11 protein-coding genes are annotated in these 13,052 nt (G+C 67.0%); 6 read left to right on the top strand and 5 right to left on the bottom strand.

Annotated elements, in window-relative coordinates; translation table 11 throughout:
- Positions 1-8 precede the first annotated feature (8 nt).
- Entirely contained in the window at positions 9-3,209 is a 3,201-nt protein-coding gene (locus IPI67_04710) for a radical SAM protein (protein MBK7579490.1), read from the bottom strand.
- Between the two features lie 188 nt (positions 3,210-3,397).
- On the opposite strand from IPI67_04710, the gene IPI67_04705 reads away from it, so the two are divergent.
- From IPI67_04705 to IPI67_04690, 4 genes are all read left to right on the top strand, one after another.
- Positions 3,398-3,610, top strand: a complete 213-nt coding sequence (locus IPI67_04705; protein MBK7579489.1) for a hypothetical protein — start codon at positions 3,398-3,400, stop codon at positions 3,608-3,610.
- Positions 3,588-4,160 (top strand): hypothetical protein, encoded by a 573-nt coding sequence (locus tag IPI67_04700; protein MBK7579488.1) that lies wholly within the window; start codon positions 3,588-3,590, stop codon positions 4,158-4,160. Before IPI67_04705 ends, IPI67_04700 begins: the two co-directional genes overlap by 23 nt.
- Positions 4,161-4,263: 103 nt before the next feature.
- The gene (locus IPI67_04695) at positions 4,264-5,244 is read left to right on the top strand and encodes a hypothetical protein (GenBank protein MBK7579487.1); all 981 of its coding nucleotides are present in this window, start codon (positions 4,264-4,266) and stop codon (positions 5,242-5,244) included.
- The gene (locus IPI67_04690; protein ID MBK7579486.1) at positions 5,226-6,191 is read left to right on the top strand and encodes a hypothetical protein; all 966 of its coding nucleotides are present in this window, start codon (positions 5,226-5,228) and stop codon (positions 6,189-6,191) included. Before IPI67_04695 ends, IPI67_04690 begins: the two co-directional genes overlap by 19 nt.
- A gap of 174 nt (positions 6,192-6,365) precedes the next feature.
- Here IPI67_04690 and IPI67_04685 read toward each other — a convergent pair whose 3' ends face one another.
- Genes IPI67_04685 through IPI67_04675 form a run of 3 tightly spaced genes read right to left on the bottom strand, consistent with a single transcriptional unit; the run spans position 6,366 to position 7,699 of the window.
- A complete protein-coding gene (locus IPI67_04685) occupies positions 6,366-6,857 on the bottom strand; it encodes an SRPBCC family protein (protein ID MBK7579485.1) in 492 nt (163 codons plus the stop codon).
- 33 nt (positions 6,858-6,890) lie between these two features.
- Complete coding sequence (locus tag IPI67_04680) at positions 6,891-7,331, bottom strand: VOC family protein (protein MBK7579484.1); 441 nt, start codon at positions 7,329-7,331, stop codon at positions 6,891-6,893.
- A gap of 11 nt (positions 7,332-7,342) precedes the next feature.
- Positions 7,343-7,699 carry a winged helix-turn-helix transcriptional regulator gene (locus IPI67_04675; protein MBK7579483.1) on the bottom strand — a complete coding sequence of 119 codons (357 nt, stop codon included), beginning with the start codon at positions 7,697-7,699 and terminating at the stop codon, positions 7,343-7,345.
- Between the two features lie 284 nt (positions 7,700-7,983).
- Between IPI67_04675 and IPI67_04670 the strand changes: the two genes are divergently transcribed.
- Both IPI67_04670 and IPI67_04665 read left to right on the top strand, forming a co-directional pair.
- Positions 7,984-9,219 (top strand): FAD-dependent monooxygenase, encoded by a 1,236-nt coding sequence (locus tag IPI67_04670; protein MBK7579482.1) that lies wholly within the window; start codon positions 7,984-7,986, stop codon positions 9,217-9,219.
- 288 nt (positions 9,220-9,507) lie between these two features.
- Positions 9,508-11,553 carry a tryptophan 7-halogenase gene (locus IPI67_04665; GenBank protein ID MBK7579481.1) on the top strand — a complete coding sequence of 682 codons (2,046 nt, stop codon included), beginning with the start codon at positions 9,508-9,510 and terminating at the stop codon, positions 11,551-11,553.
- A 3-nt stretch (positions 11,554-11,556) separates the two neighbouring features.
- On the opposite strand, the gene IPI67_04660 is transcribed toward IPI67_04665, so the two are convergent.
- A complete protein-coding gene (locus tag IPI67_04660) occupies positions 11,557-13,008 on the bottom strand; it encodes an aminotransferase class V-fold PLP-dependent enzyme (GenBank protein MBK7579480.1) in 1,452 nt (483 codons plus the stop codon).
- Between the last annotated feature and the right edge of the window lie 44 nt (positions 13,009-13,052).

Below are 13,052 nucleotides of genomic sequence, written 5' to 3'. Positions count from 1 at the left end.
AAGACTCGCTAAGAGTATCCCGACGCCGCAGGTTGAGCAAACGGGATGGCGGGAAAGTGAGGGATTTCCCTACCCGAACGCATGTGCCGCACGAAGCTCGCGAAGACTTTCCCGACTTCCCAGTTGTTCGCCGCCACGTCGGGTGGATAGCCGAGCTCGATCAGACGGTCGTTGTCCAGGGCATCCATGAAATAACGATCGAACGAGCGGTAGTCGTCCAGTCGACCTCGGACGAGCTTTTGTTTGTGCTCGTTCTCGTGGAGGAACCCGTTCCCCGCGTAGAGGGTGCCGTCGTAGTCGACGGTGACCTCCCCATTGAGGCGCACTGGGTACGCCGCACCTTCCAGGTTCACCAGCATCACGTCTTCCCCGCGGGACCAGCGCGCTTCGAGCTCGCGTCCAATCTGGTGCAGCCCCTGGGCAAACAGCCGCTTGTGCTCGTCTCGCCAGGTGACCCCGAGGGCAAAGTTGATCTGCACGCGCCGGAAGCCGAGATCCACGATGTGAAAGAAACTCTCCGACAGCTTCGCGACGTGCCTCGGGACCACCACCATGATGACCTCGTTGGGGAGACCGCTCTCGAGGATCGCGCGCGCGCGGGGGGCGATGCCGTTGTCGTACGAGTCGAGCATCGGCAGCCGAGACGGCCTGGCCAGATTCTGCGTCTCACGCGCGCCGTCCAGGGAGAGCTCGAGCTTCACCGGGTAGTTGCGGAGCCACGCGAGCTTTTCAGCGTCCAGAGACCAGCCGTTGGAGCTGACGATGAACGAGATGGTCTTGCCGAGCTCCCGCGCGCGGCGGACGCCGTACTCGATGCCCTGGCGGACCAGATCCCACTCGACCAGCGCTTCGCCGCCGAAGAACTGGAGCATGACCTCCTGCCGCTCGCTGCTCAGCAGAAACTCGATCGAGCGTGTGAGCGTCTCTCGGCTCATGACGCGGCCGTCCTGCTTGGGGATGTAGCAGTAGACGCAGCGCAGCTCACACTGCCAGGTCGGGATCACCACGAGTCGCGCCGGCGTCTCGGAGGCGTAGCGTCGGTAGGCCTTCACCCATTCTTTCTTGGGGCCCAGCACCTCGGATGCCGTCTCCACGGAGGCACGGTTCCCGGCCTCGATGTTGCGACTCAACGTCTCGAAGGCGAGGCGCCGAGGCATGTCATCGAGGCGGCGCAACAGGCGTTCGCGTTCCGGCGGGAGCGCGGCGCTCTCGGCCGCGAGCTCGGAGAAACGCTCGCGAAGCACCTCGAGGGACTTCGTGTAGAGGGAGCCGTCGGAGAGCACGCCGGGAGCCACCGCGCGCACCCAGTCATCGGCCGGTACGTCGGCGTCCACGAAGGGGTAGTCGAGCTCCGGGTGGTGCGGAACACTGGCGAGCCGACGCACCGCGAAAGCGTCGTCATCCCCTCGGCGCACCAAGCGGCGATGGCTGGCCGACGGGAAATACGAGACGAGGCGGGGCACGACGGGGAAGCGCACGTGGAAGAACTTCGGGTGGAGGAGCTTCAGCCGGCACAGCTCTTCCAGCGAGTCGACGAGGTCGGTGGCCGTGGTGCTCGAGTTGGCCATGATCAGATACGCATCGACGTGAATGCGCCGCGCCGCGAGGGCGTCGACGATGGCGCGGATGTGCTCGCGGCCGTAGCCCTTGCCCAGCCGGTCGAGCTCGCGGTCGCTGAAGGTCTCGACCCCGATCTGCAGGAACGCACTCCAGGCGCGGGTCTTGTGATCCAGAACCCAGTCTCGCTCCGGAATGTTCGCGGTCGAATCGGCGAAACACTCGGGCCGGATGGCGTCGACCAAACGCAGGTCGGGCTCCGGCATCAGCTGTTTGCCGACGCGTTTGCAGAGATCGGCGACGGAAACCTGAACCGACGAGAGCCGAAAGCGTGTGGCGAGGATGCCTTGCAAGAACTCCCGGGCTCGCTCGCGATCACACGCGAAGTCGTCGTCGCTGATGTGGATGCGGAAGGCGTTGCCCGGCACGTCGGGCCCAAACAGCTCCGCGTAGTGTTCCGCGTAGCGCCCGAGCAGCTCCAGGGTGCCGCCGGAACTGCGCGCTTGGTAGCTCTGGCGACCGATGATCGAACAGAAGCTGCACTTGTGGATGCAGCCCCGGGAGGTAGAGAGCTCGACGCCCTGCTCCAGGTGCCGGCGCTCGAGCAGCCCGAGATTGACGGACACCCGATCGAGCGAGTCGACCTCCACGGTCTTGTCGGGGTTGCCGGCGAGCAGTGAGCGGCCAGCGCGATCGACGACGAGCATGCCGTCCATGCTGAGGAGCGCGGCACGCTGGCCGGGTGTCAGCGGAACGTCGATGTGGCTTTCGGCACCAACGATGGCCGCGAGCCGTGGCACGAAGTACTCCCCGGCACCGCGGCAGACGAAGGTCACGTCTGGGAGGTGACAGGCCACGTGCTCCGGGGTGAGCGTCGGCATGACCCCACCGACGGCCACATGGGCGCGACAGCCGAGCCGGCGAAGCTCCGCGATCAAACCGACGACGCCCTCGAAGTAGCCCTCGAGCAGCGTGATGCACACCAGATCGATCGGCCCTTCGCCGAGCACCCGGGTCAGGCCGTCGAGGCCGACCACCGGTCGCTCGGCGCCGACGATGGACATCTTCACGTTGGCGAGCGCGACTTCGGTGGCGGTGCCGGCGAGGGTGCTGGCCATGTGCAGCACACCCTGGGACAGCTCGCAGTCGTTGTGCGGCATGTCCGAGTTCATCAGCGACTCGAAGAACAACACTCGGCGGGCGGGGTGTGCGGGGAGGGGAGGCTGGAGCCGCGTGGGACTTGCCGGCTGCTCACCCAACATGAGCGCGGCGACCCGCGCGTCGATTGGGTGGTGGACGGGGGCGGCTGCGATGCTCGGCCCGTCGAGCCGCACCGAGACAGCGCCGTCGGCATCGAGCTCGATTCGTTCCGGGCCGGCGCCGACGAGATGCGCTCGGAACGTGCGGGTGAGTGCATCGTCGCGGCGTTCGACGGCGCGTCCGACCGCAGCTGCCGCTCGGAGCAAGGTCGCGACCGGGAGCTCCGAAGCCGTCTCGTCGATCACCTCGACGCGGGCGGCGTAGCCGTGGCGGCGTCGACTGACGACCTTGCCGGAGGGGGTGACGATGCGCGCCCGCTCCGGGCAGAAGCTTCCGCCGTCGGGCTCGTGCACGTAGAAGTACGCGCCGTCTTCCACTACGCGGACGACCATCAGAGGCGAAGTCTACAATGGTCGGGGGTGGGGTGCGAACGGGTCCGAAACGGCGAGCAGGCCGCTCGCCGCGGCGGCGGCGGGCCCCGTGTTTCAGCCAGTGCGCAGCACCGACGGCAGAGAGCGGTCAGACTGGTTCAACGAGTCCCCTTGGACCAGAACCGGTTGGGGGCTAGATTCCTTGCTCGGTGCGCGACACCTCACCCGAAGCGCTTCGCGTTCAGACGCTCGCTCAGCGGAAGCTGGGCGGCGTCGGGCGATTTCGCCTTGCATGTCGCATGAGCCAGGCTCTCCGTGACATGGCTCGACGACGCATCGCATCCAAGCACACCGACCTCGACGAGCCGGAGTTGTCCGCCGAGCTGCTCCGGGAGCTGTATGGCTTCGAACGACGGCCCTGAGCAGATCATCGCGAGAGTGGTGGAGTTGCTCGAGACGGCGGGCATTCCGTACATGCTGACTGGCTCGTTTGCGAGCGGGTTTCACGGGGCCCCCCGCGCGAGCCAGGACGTGGATTTCGTCATCGCCCCGGTGCTCGGGACGCTCCAGCGATTCCTGAATCTCTTGCCGGCGGAGGAGTACTACGTCAGTCGCGACGCCGCCCTTCAAGCGTATTCCACCGAGTCGCTCTTCAACGTGGTGGACTTCGCCAGCGCCTGGAAGATCGACTTCATCATCAGAAAGTCGCGGCCGTTCAGTAGGGAGGAATTCGAGCGAAGGACCGTCGCCAGGCTCGGAGACTCCGAGATTGCCGTGGCTACAGCGGAGGACGTTCTGATCGCCAAGCTCGAGTGGGCGAAGCTCACCGAGTCGGAGCGGCAGCTCGAGGACGCAGCCGGTATCCTCCGTGTGCAAGGGGACGCCCTCGATGACGCGTATGTGGGAAAGTGGGTCAAATCCTTGGGACTCGAGCGCCAACTCGATCTTGCGCGAGTAAAGTTTGGTCGGTAGAGCGGAGGGGTCGCTCACTGCTCCGGCCTTGTTCAGGTTCAGGTAAGCACGGGATATGCTCACGGCAGTGGCCCCTTCCATCCCGTGGTGTTGGGCGTTCCCCTTGAGCCTCGTCGTTGGCGCGTTCGTCGCGTGCGGCGAGTCCGATTCCAGTGCGCCCGCGCACGGGACCGGAGGGTCCGCCGGCGCGGATGCTCAGGCCGACCAATCGGCGACCGGTGGGACGTCCGCAGCAGACGCCGGTGCGGACGCGGTCAGCGACGCGAGCGTCGACACCACCGATGGGCCGCCCTGCGACGCGAGCTGCGCGGGCGTTTGTGTCGGTAACATCTGTCACACCTACCCCGCGCGGCGGGTTGGCATCTTCTACCTGGCCTGGCACGCCTTCGCCGCCGACACCATCGCGCAACTCCCGGCCGCACAGCGCCTCACGGTCGAGGACGTGATCAAGAGCCCCAACCCGAGCTTCGACGTGCTCCTGCCGACGCCGGCCCTCGCCGAACAAGCGGCGGGGTTTCGCTATCACATTCAGCCCGAGCTCGGCTTCTATCACATCTACCGCAAACGGCCCGGTGACGCCGCCTACCCCGAGCCGAACTACGTCGCTGACGGCACCAACCTCGAGAAGGTCTTGCGCACCCACGCCACCCAGCTGTGGCAGGCTGGCGTCGACTTCGTCTACGTAGACCTCACCAACTTGCAGGGCATGTCTCCGTTTGCCGACGTGCTCGGGGTACGCCCGTTGGAGGTCTTGTTCGAGGAGTGGGCGGCGGCGCGCGCTGCCGGCATCATGACGCCGCAGATCGCCGCCTGGGTGCCGGCGCCGGACAAGAGCGGGCCCATGGTCTACGAGGAGGTGTCTCGCATCTATCACGAGGCTCAGAACGCCGAGCTCGTGCTCCGCGACCAGAAGACCGGCAAGAAGGTCGTGTTCTTGGTGGACACGCTGACGACGGACTCCGGCAAACAAGACAGCGAAGGCGCTGGCGGCGCGAACGACGTGGTTGCAGTGCGGATGTGGGGGTTGCTCTCAAACAGAAGCTGGACTCTGGGGTCGCGTCCTGGATGCAGCCCTGCGAGGTAGCCGGGAGCTGGACCACCATCGTGGAGCCTCAAGCGGCGTGCGATCAGGGTTTCGCCAAACAGACCCCCATCGGCTCCGTGCTGTCGGTGAGCTCGAGCTACCAGCTCTCGTACGCGAGTCTGCCATTTCACGCCGCCGGCAAGCGCGGGGGCGTGACCCTGAAGCGGCAGTTCGCCCACGCGTTTCAGGCCGCCCCCGACTACCTGCTCATCAACAGCTGGAACGAGCTGATCGCCCAGCCGCAACCCAACCCTCACCCCGCCACGATGGGAAACCTGCGCAAGAGCATGGGCGTGTACGACTCGAGCGGCGTCTCACTCTGGGTCGATCCGTACGGCGCGGAGTACGTCCGCGACATCGAGCCCAGCGTCGAATACGGGGACTTCTACTATCAGCTGATGCGCTCCTGCCTCCGAGTCTATCGGCAAGGAAGCTGCAGCGTGGCCGGAACCAGCGGCGAGAGTTGCTGCGCCATGGACCCCGAGCTGGTGTTGATCCGGAGCTTGCGCGAGAAAGATCCGTCCAACGGCATGACGACTCAGCATGTGCTCAGCACCGGCACGAACGAGCGGGATACTCTGGTCGCGACCGGGGCGTGGGAAGAGGTCTGCACTCCCTTGCTCGGCAACCCACAGCTCTGCGGCGGTGGCCCGATGACAAACGCCGACGTTCCCTTCGAGCTCTTTGCCAGCGCGGGTCCCGAGCGCGCGCTGCTCACGCGGTGTTTCACCGGTGTGTCCAACTTCTTTTCCCTCGACCCCAGCTGCGAAGGCACGACGGTCGTCGGTCCGCTCGGCTACGTGGCCAAAAGCCCGAGCAGCCACGCGGCCCGCCCCCTGCGACGCTGTTACAACACCTCTGCGCAGCGCCACTTCCACTGGCTCGACGTTACGTGTCCGGCGTTGCCAAACGTGAAAGAGGAGAGCTTGGTCGGGTACGTGCGCTGAGGGACCGTCAGCTGGAGAACGCGGCCGCTCCGGCCCGGTGCGGTGCACGGCGGCGAGTGCAGGCAGGCACCACTGGTCGCGACCGCGGCGCACGTGGCGCGCCAAGCGTCCGGGCCTCCACTACCGAGATCCGCTGCTCCCGGGTCGCTGCTCGCGCTCGGTGGCGTCACCCGTTCACGAGAGCTCGACGAGCAGCGCGTCGAGGCCGGCGTAGCTCATTTCCATGCCATCGGTCATGCCCGTCCCGACCGCCGCATCGCGGTCCGCTTTCGACTGGTAGACGATGAGCGTCGTGTGGGTCGTGATGCCGCCTTGTTCGGTGAACTCCACCTCGACGCGCGCCTCACCGCCCATGTTTCCTCCGACACTGCCCGGGTCATAGGCCTCGGTGTGGACGAGCCGCGCGGGTGCCTCGACCTCGAGGAACTCACCGGTGAAGCCGAATTCGCTGCCGTCGGAGTCGCTGCGCCAACGCCAGCGGAACTTGCCGCCAACCCGCACGTCCATCTCACACACCGGCATGGTCCAGCCCGGCGGACCGAGCAACCAGCGCTGCACGAGAGCCGGAGTGGTCCAGGCCCGATACACCAGCTGCCGGGGCGCCTTGAAGGACCGCGTCACCTTCACTTCGTGATCACTCGGGAGCGTGACTTTTGCCTTGTCCATGTCGCTGACCTCGTCCTTCGGAGCTTGACCGCATCAACCTGCGTGCGCGGCTTCGAGCTCCGCGATCACGATCTTCTTCATCTTGCGCAGCGCCTGCATCACCCGCGCCGACTTGCTTTGATCCGCGTCGCTCATGAGCGTCATCAGCTGTTTGGGCACCACCTGCCACGAGAGGCCGTACTTGTCCCGCAGCCAACCGCACTGACTCTCCGCCCCACCGTCGGCAGTCAGCCGCTCCCAGTAGTAGTCGACCTCCGCCTGGTCGTCGCAGGAGATGAAGAACGACACCGCCTCGTTGAACTTGAACTCCGGCCCTCCGCTCAGCGCCATGAAGCGCTGGCCCATGATCTCGAAGCTGCCGAACATGGGCGTCAGCGCGGTGATCCGTCCGTCCTTGAACACCGACACGTAGTGCTCGAGCGCCTCTTTCAGCTTGCCGTGGTCGAACCACAGGAACGGTGTGATCTTTTGCATCTACCTCTGCCTCACTTCTTCTTTCGGTTGCGTCCGACTGGTTTGGCCTGCAGCTCGGCAAGCAGCGTGTCCAGTCGCTCGAAGTTCGCCTCCCAGATGTCCCGGTAGCGCTCGAGCCACGCGCTCGCGTCTGCAAGAGGCTTGGCCTCGATGCGTCGCGGGCGACGTTGCGCGTCGCGCCCGACCGAGACCAAGCCCGCGCGCTCGAGCATCTTCAGGTGCTTGGAGATCGCTGGCTGGCTCATGTCGAACGGCTCCAACAGCTCGTTCACCGAGGCTTCGCCCCGGGCCAGCCGCGCCAGGATCGCGCGCCGCGTCGGGTCCGCCAGCGCGGCGAAGGTGTGATCGAGCCGTTCCGAGGCGTTCATTGGGGGCCGCTGTATATAACCATATGGTTATAGTAAGGCCCGGCGCGTGTCAAGCGTCTCGGCAATGCGTTGCGGGCCTGTCGGCAATTGCCCGCGGAGCGCCGACGACTTCGCCTAGAGCGCCGAACAGGTTGAACGTCGTTTGTTTTCCGGGACTTGCAAGGTGTTCGGCGCTCGCGCGCGGAGCGCGCACGGCCGAAGGCCGGGGGTTTGGGGCGCAGCCCCAACGTAAAGATCCTAGAACACGAGCAGCGCAAGCTGATCGGTGTTCTAGGATCGACGGCTTGCACTCGACTCTTCGTGTTGGGGTGGTGGGGGCCGGAACCGCGGGCACGGCGGCCGCGCTGTTCTTGGCCCGTGCGGGTCACGAGGTGACGCTGTTCGAGGCAGTCCCCGCGCCCGCCGCAATTGGCGCCGGCATCTTGCTGCAGCCCACCGGGCTCTCGGTGCTCGCACGCCTCGGACTCGCGAACGCGATCCTGGCCCGTGGCGCGCGGGTCGATCGGCTTCACGCCGTCACACACTCGAGGCGAACCGTGCTCGATCTGTCCTACGGACGAGCCGGAGCGGATCGTTTCGGCTTGGGACTGCATCGCGGGGTGCTGTTCACCGAGCTCTTGGCTGCCGCGCGGACGGAGCCTCGTATCTCCGTGCGGTGCGGGGTCACTATCGAGGCCCAACGCCGCGACGGTGACGGATGCACGTTGACCGACGGGGAGGGCGGCACGCATGGGCCCTTCGATTTGGTCGTGGTCGCGGACGGCGCCCGCTCGCGACTGCGCTCCGGCCACGTCGGGCTTCGGCACGCGAAGGAGTATCCATGGGGCGCGCTGTGGTTCATCGCCGAGGATCCCGACGAGAGCTTTCGCGGCGTGCTGTTTCAGGTCGTCGAGCGCGCGACGACCATGCTGGGGTTTCTGCCGTCGGGCTTCGGACCCGAAGGCAGGGTGCCGCGCGTGAGTTTGTTCTGGAGTGTGCGCGCGCAGGAGGTCGAGACCTTGCGCGCCGCGGGGCTCGGTGCGTGGAAGACCCGCGTCGCCGAGCTCGAGCCCCGCGCCGAACCCGTGCTCGCTCAGATCGAGCACATCGAGCAGCTGCTCTACGCGCGCTACCACGACATCGCCATGCGGCCCTGGCACGACCGCGGCGTGGTGTTTCTGGGTGATGCCGCCCACGCAACGAGCCCGCAACTGGGTCAGGGGGCGAACCTGGCGTTGGTCGATGCCCTGGTCCTTTCCGAGTGTGTGGCCAGCCACGACACGCTCGATGAAGGGTTGGCTGCGTACTCTCGCGAGCGACGCACCCACCTCGCGTACTACCAGTGGGCGACGCGTTTTCTCACACCGTTCTTCCAGTCCGGCTCTCGAACCCTCGCGGTCTTGCGCGACGTCTTCATGGGGCCGCTGTGCCGCATGCCGGTACTCCGCGGACTCATGCTGCGAACCCTGATCGGCGTCGAACGCGGCCCGTTTCGAGCAGCGCTGCCTCTGCCACCGAACGCACTTCCACCGCCGGTGTGAGATCGGTCGGCGGTGCCGCCCCCGGCTCTCGGCTATTGGGTGCCCATCGAGAGTAGGCCCCGCGCTCTCATCTCGACCTGTTGGATGGGGCCCGGCGCGCCGAATCTTCCGTAGATGCCTTGCCGGCAGCGCGATGAGATACTGTGAGGCCAGCGGCCTCAACGTCGCCCAGGGCGGCAGGGACGGCTTGCCGGTCCGGCTCGCCCTCGCAGACCTCGATTTCCTCGCGGAGACGCGCAACGTCCAGCCCGGCCCCGAAGTCCGCGCTTCGTGGCATGATCCCCCTTCATGACGCCCGAGGTCATCGTCGTCGGTGGGGGACCCGCGGGCGCGACTGCGGCGGCGATCCTCGCGCGGGAAGGACTGCGCGTCGTGCTGCTCGAGCAGGAGCATTTCCCCAGGCATCACGTGGGCGAATCGCTGCAGCCGGCCGTGACCGATCTGCTCGACGACTACCTCGGCCTCGGTCCCGCCATCGCGGCCGCGGGATTCGCTCGCAAGTACGGCGCCACGTACGTCTGGGGACAATCGCGGGAGCCCTGGAGCATCCTGTTCGACGAGCGCCTGTCCCACGACTTGCCGACGCTGAGCGAAGAGAAGCTGCTGGCGGGTGACTACGAACACGCCTGGCAGGTCGAGCGTTCGGTCTTCGACGAGCTCCTGCTCGGCGAAGCGATTCGGCGGGGTGTCGATGTTCGACAAGGCGTCAGCGTCGATGCACCGCTCGTGGAAGACGGACGCACGGTCGGTGTGAAGCTTGCGAGTGGTGAGAGCCTGCGCGCGCGCTTTGTGGTCGACGCCAGCGGGCAACGCTGCTTTCTGGGTCGCGCGTTCGGGCTTACCACCGACGTGCCCGACATGCGTGCGACCGCAACCTACGCCTATTACGACGGCGCCGGCGGTGTACCCGGACCGCTCTCGCGCCACGTGCAGCTGGTCGTTGCCATCCGCGAAGGCTGGGTGTGGTTCATTCCCGTCAGCGCCGAGCGCACGAGCGTGGGCGTGGTGGTTCGCGAGCGCGCGCGCATCGATCCGGCGCGCTTCCGCGAGCTCGTCGCCGAAGCGGAGCTGCCTCTCGCCGGGAGCCGCCTCGTCAACCAGGCCGATGGCAACGACTACTTCTTCGCAAAGGATTGGTCTTTCGCGCACAAGAAGCTGACCGGCGAGGGTTTCATCATGGTCGGTGACGCCGCGTGTTTCGTGGACCCGATCCTGTCCGGTGGGGTCGACTTTGCGGTGCGCGGGGCGGCGAGCGCAGCTCTCGCCGTGCTGACCGCTCTGCGCGACCCGGGCGACGCCGGTGGTGCGTTCGAGCGCTACGAGGCGCGACTGCGGGAAGAGTACCGAGCCTACCTGCGGCTCGCGCGCTACTGGTACGGCAACAACCGCTCGGTGAACGGCTTCTTCTGGGAAGCCCACCAGGAGATCCTTGCCGACTCGGTCTCCACACCGCTGCGCGCGTTCGTCTATCTCACCAGCGGTCAATACGCAGCGGACCAGCACTATCGGATCTTCCAGGACGCACAGGAACGACAGATCTTCCACTCGCTCGGCGTGGACAAGGGCGCGCTGCGAGCGGCGCGTAAACGGGCCGACGCGCTGGCGCGCCGTGCCCTGGTCGAGGAGCTGACCGCGACGGTCTTTCCGAGCGGGTTGCCCTCGCGTCTGGAAGGGGTGATCGAGCTCGCCCGCGTCGCCGGGGAGCTCGAGAGCTTCAAGCTGAATCCCGTGCTCTGCCCGAAGACGGGGCGGCATCGCATTGCCGCGAGTGACCTCGGCGAGAACACTGCCGACTGGGTCAGCCGCCTGGATCGAGCGTGGCCGGACGCCGGGCTCGACGAGTTCTTCAGCGGGACACCGGACGCGGCACGCCGCATGGTGGATACGGACGGCGAGCACGCCGTGTTCTATTTGGACGATCTTCAGGAGCGAGGAGAGCGTGCCCCTGACGGACGCGTCGTGATGAGCCGAACGCTGTCGACGAGCGGTGAGCGCACGCTGCTCACGCGCCACACGTCGCTGACCGGTGTCAGGTTGCCTGAGGAGAGCGAGCCCGAGCTCGGGCGGATGATCGCGTGCGGCGTGGGCGGCGGATTCTGGGCAGTGCGCACGCAGGGCGACGTGCCGGTGGGTGTGGTCTGGATCTCCGAGAGCCGCTACCGGAAGAACGCTGACGATAGCGCGAAGATCGTGGATCGGCTCGACGCCGGGCCCGAGTGGGAGCGGCTCAAACAAGCGGCGAAGAGCCGCGGGTTTTGCGCGTATCCGGACGCCATCGAAATCACGCCGACCGGGCTCGAGCTCACGATTGGTTTCGTCAGCCTGCGGGGTTGAAGCTCAGGCGCGGGATGGCAAGGCAGGCCTCGGTTGGGTCGGCAACAGCTCACCGATCGCTGCGCGCAGGTCATCGATCAGCATCTGGATCTGTTCCCGATGGGTGCGGAAGCTGAGCACGCAGACTCGGCCAACGTAGCGACCTCCGACCACCGCGCCGGTCACCATGACCCGCCCCCGGGCTGTGGTGCGCTGCATCAGCGAGCGAGTCGCCGCGTCCTCCTCCTGAGCCGATGCTCCAGGCCACGACAGGTGAAACGCGAACAGAGAGAGCTCGGGCGGCGCGTCGATGACGACGCCCGGCAGCTCGGCGATCTGGCGCGCGGCCTCGAGCGCGAGAGCGCGTTTCTCCGCGATGGCCTCGCGGAAGAGGCGCGCGCCGAAGAGTTTCACGGACAGCCAGACGCGCAAGCCCGGGAATGCTCGCGACAGCTCGGGCCCGTGCTGGCTCGGATCGTAAAAGTCGTCGGGGTGCGGTGCGGCCGGAAGATAGTCGGCGGTTGCCTCGTGGGCAGCCCTGAGCGCGCTGCCGTCCCTCACGAGCAGGGCGCCGGTGCCATACGGCAAGAACATGCCCTTGTGCGGGTCGAGGGTGAGTGAGTCGGCGCGAGAGAGTCCTCGCAAGGTTCCGCGAAGCTCGTCGCACAAATGGAAGAACGCGCCGTAGGCGCCGTCGACGTGGTGCCAGAGGCCCTCGGCCGCCGCGAGGTCGGCGATGGCGTCGAGTGGATCCACCGCACCCGTGTTGGTCGTGCCCGCGCTCGACACCACCGCGAAGGGCTCGAGTCCGGCGCGGCGATCCTGCGCGATCGCCTCGGCGAGCGCGTCCACGGGAAGTCGGAACTTCGCGTCACAGGCGATGGCATGCACGCGGTCCGGCATGATGCCCGCGAGCTTGGCTGCCTTCACCACCGAGTGGTGCGCCTGGTCGGACGTGTAGAGCACGCCGCGTCGGAGCTCCGGGCCGAGGTGCCGTTCGCGCGCGCACACGATCGCGTTGAACGTGGCCATTGAGCCGCCCGTGGTGAACAGCCCACGGGTGCTCGCCGGAAACCCCATCCAGTCTCGGAGCCAGTCGAGCGCGTTGGCCTCGAGCTGCACGAGTGCGGGGGCGGCCATCCAGACGCCGGTGTAACGGTTGGTCGTGTTGGCGATGTAGTCGGCCAGCGCCGCGCTGTAGAGACCGCCACCGGGGATGTACGCGAGGTAGCCAGGTGCGGGGGTGTTGAACGTGCGGGGCAGGCACTCGTCGAAATAGAGGTCGAGCAGCGGTGCGAGGTCGGTACCGTGCTCCGGTGCGGACTCACGCAGCCGGCGGCACAGGTCCTCGGCGTGCACGTCACCGGAGATGGGTTGAGTGGACAGGGTCGCGATGTGGTGCAGGCAGCGGGCGACGACTGCCTCGGTCATCGCCTGCATGTCGGCGTGCGGGATCTCGAGCGCGGCGAGCGGCATGCGCCGCAGTCTGTCACGGACGCGGCCCGCCGAGCGACCCGGGA

It is taken from the genome of Myxococcales bacterium (assembly GCA_016706225.1).
GTDB lineage: Bacteria > Myxococcota_A > Polyangia > Polyangiales > Polyangiaceae > JADJKB01.
This window is presented reverse-complemented; position numbering and strand designations above follow the sequence as displayed.

Coding starts and splice junctions, on each gene's coding strand:
- IPI67_04710 (MBK7579490.1), bottom strand. CDS start 3,209: ATGGTCGTCCGCGTAGTGGAAGACGGCGCGTACTTCTACGTGCACGAG.
- IPI67_04700 (MBK7579488.1), top strand. CDS start 3,588: ATGGCTTCGAACGACGGCCCTGAGCAGATCATCGCGAGAGTGGTGGAG.
- IPI67_04690 (MBK7579486.1), top strand. CDS start 5,226: ATGCAGCCCTGCGAGGTAGCCGGGAGCTGGACCACCATCGTGGAGCCT.
- IPI67_04685 (MBK7579485.1), bottom strand. CDS start 6,857: ATGGACAAGGCAAAAGTCACGCTCCCGAGTGATCACGAAGTGAAGGTG.
- IPI67_04680 (MBK7579484.1), bottom strand. CDS start 7,331: ATGCAAAAGATCACACCGTTCCTGTGGTTCGACCACGGCAAGCTGAAA.
- IPI67_04675 (MBK7579483.1), bottom strand. CDS start 7,699: ATGAACGCCTCGGAACGGCTCGATCACACCTTCGCCGCGCTGGCGGAC.
- IPI67_04665 (MBK7579481.1), top strand. CDS start 9,508: ATGACGCCCGAGGTCATCGTCGTCGGTGGGGGACCCGCGGGCGCGACT.
- IPI67_04660 (MBK7579480.1), bottom strand. CDS start 13,008: ATGCCGCTCGCCGCGCTCGAGATCCCGCACGCCGACATGCAGGCGATG.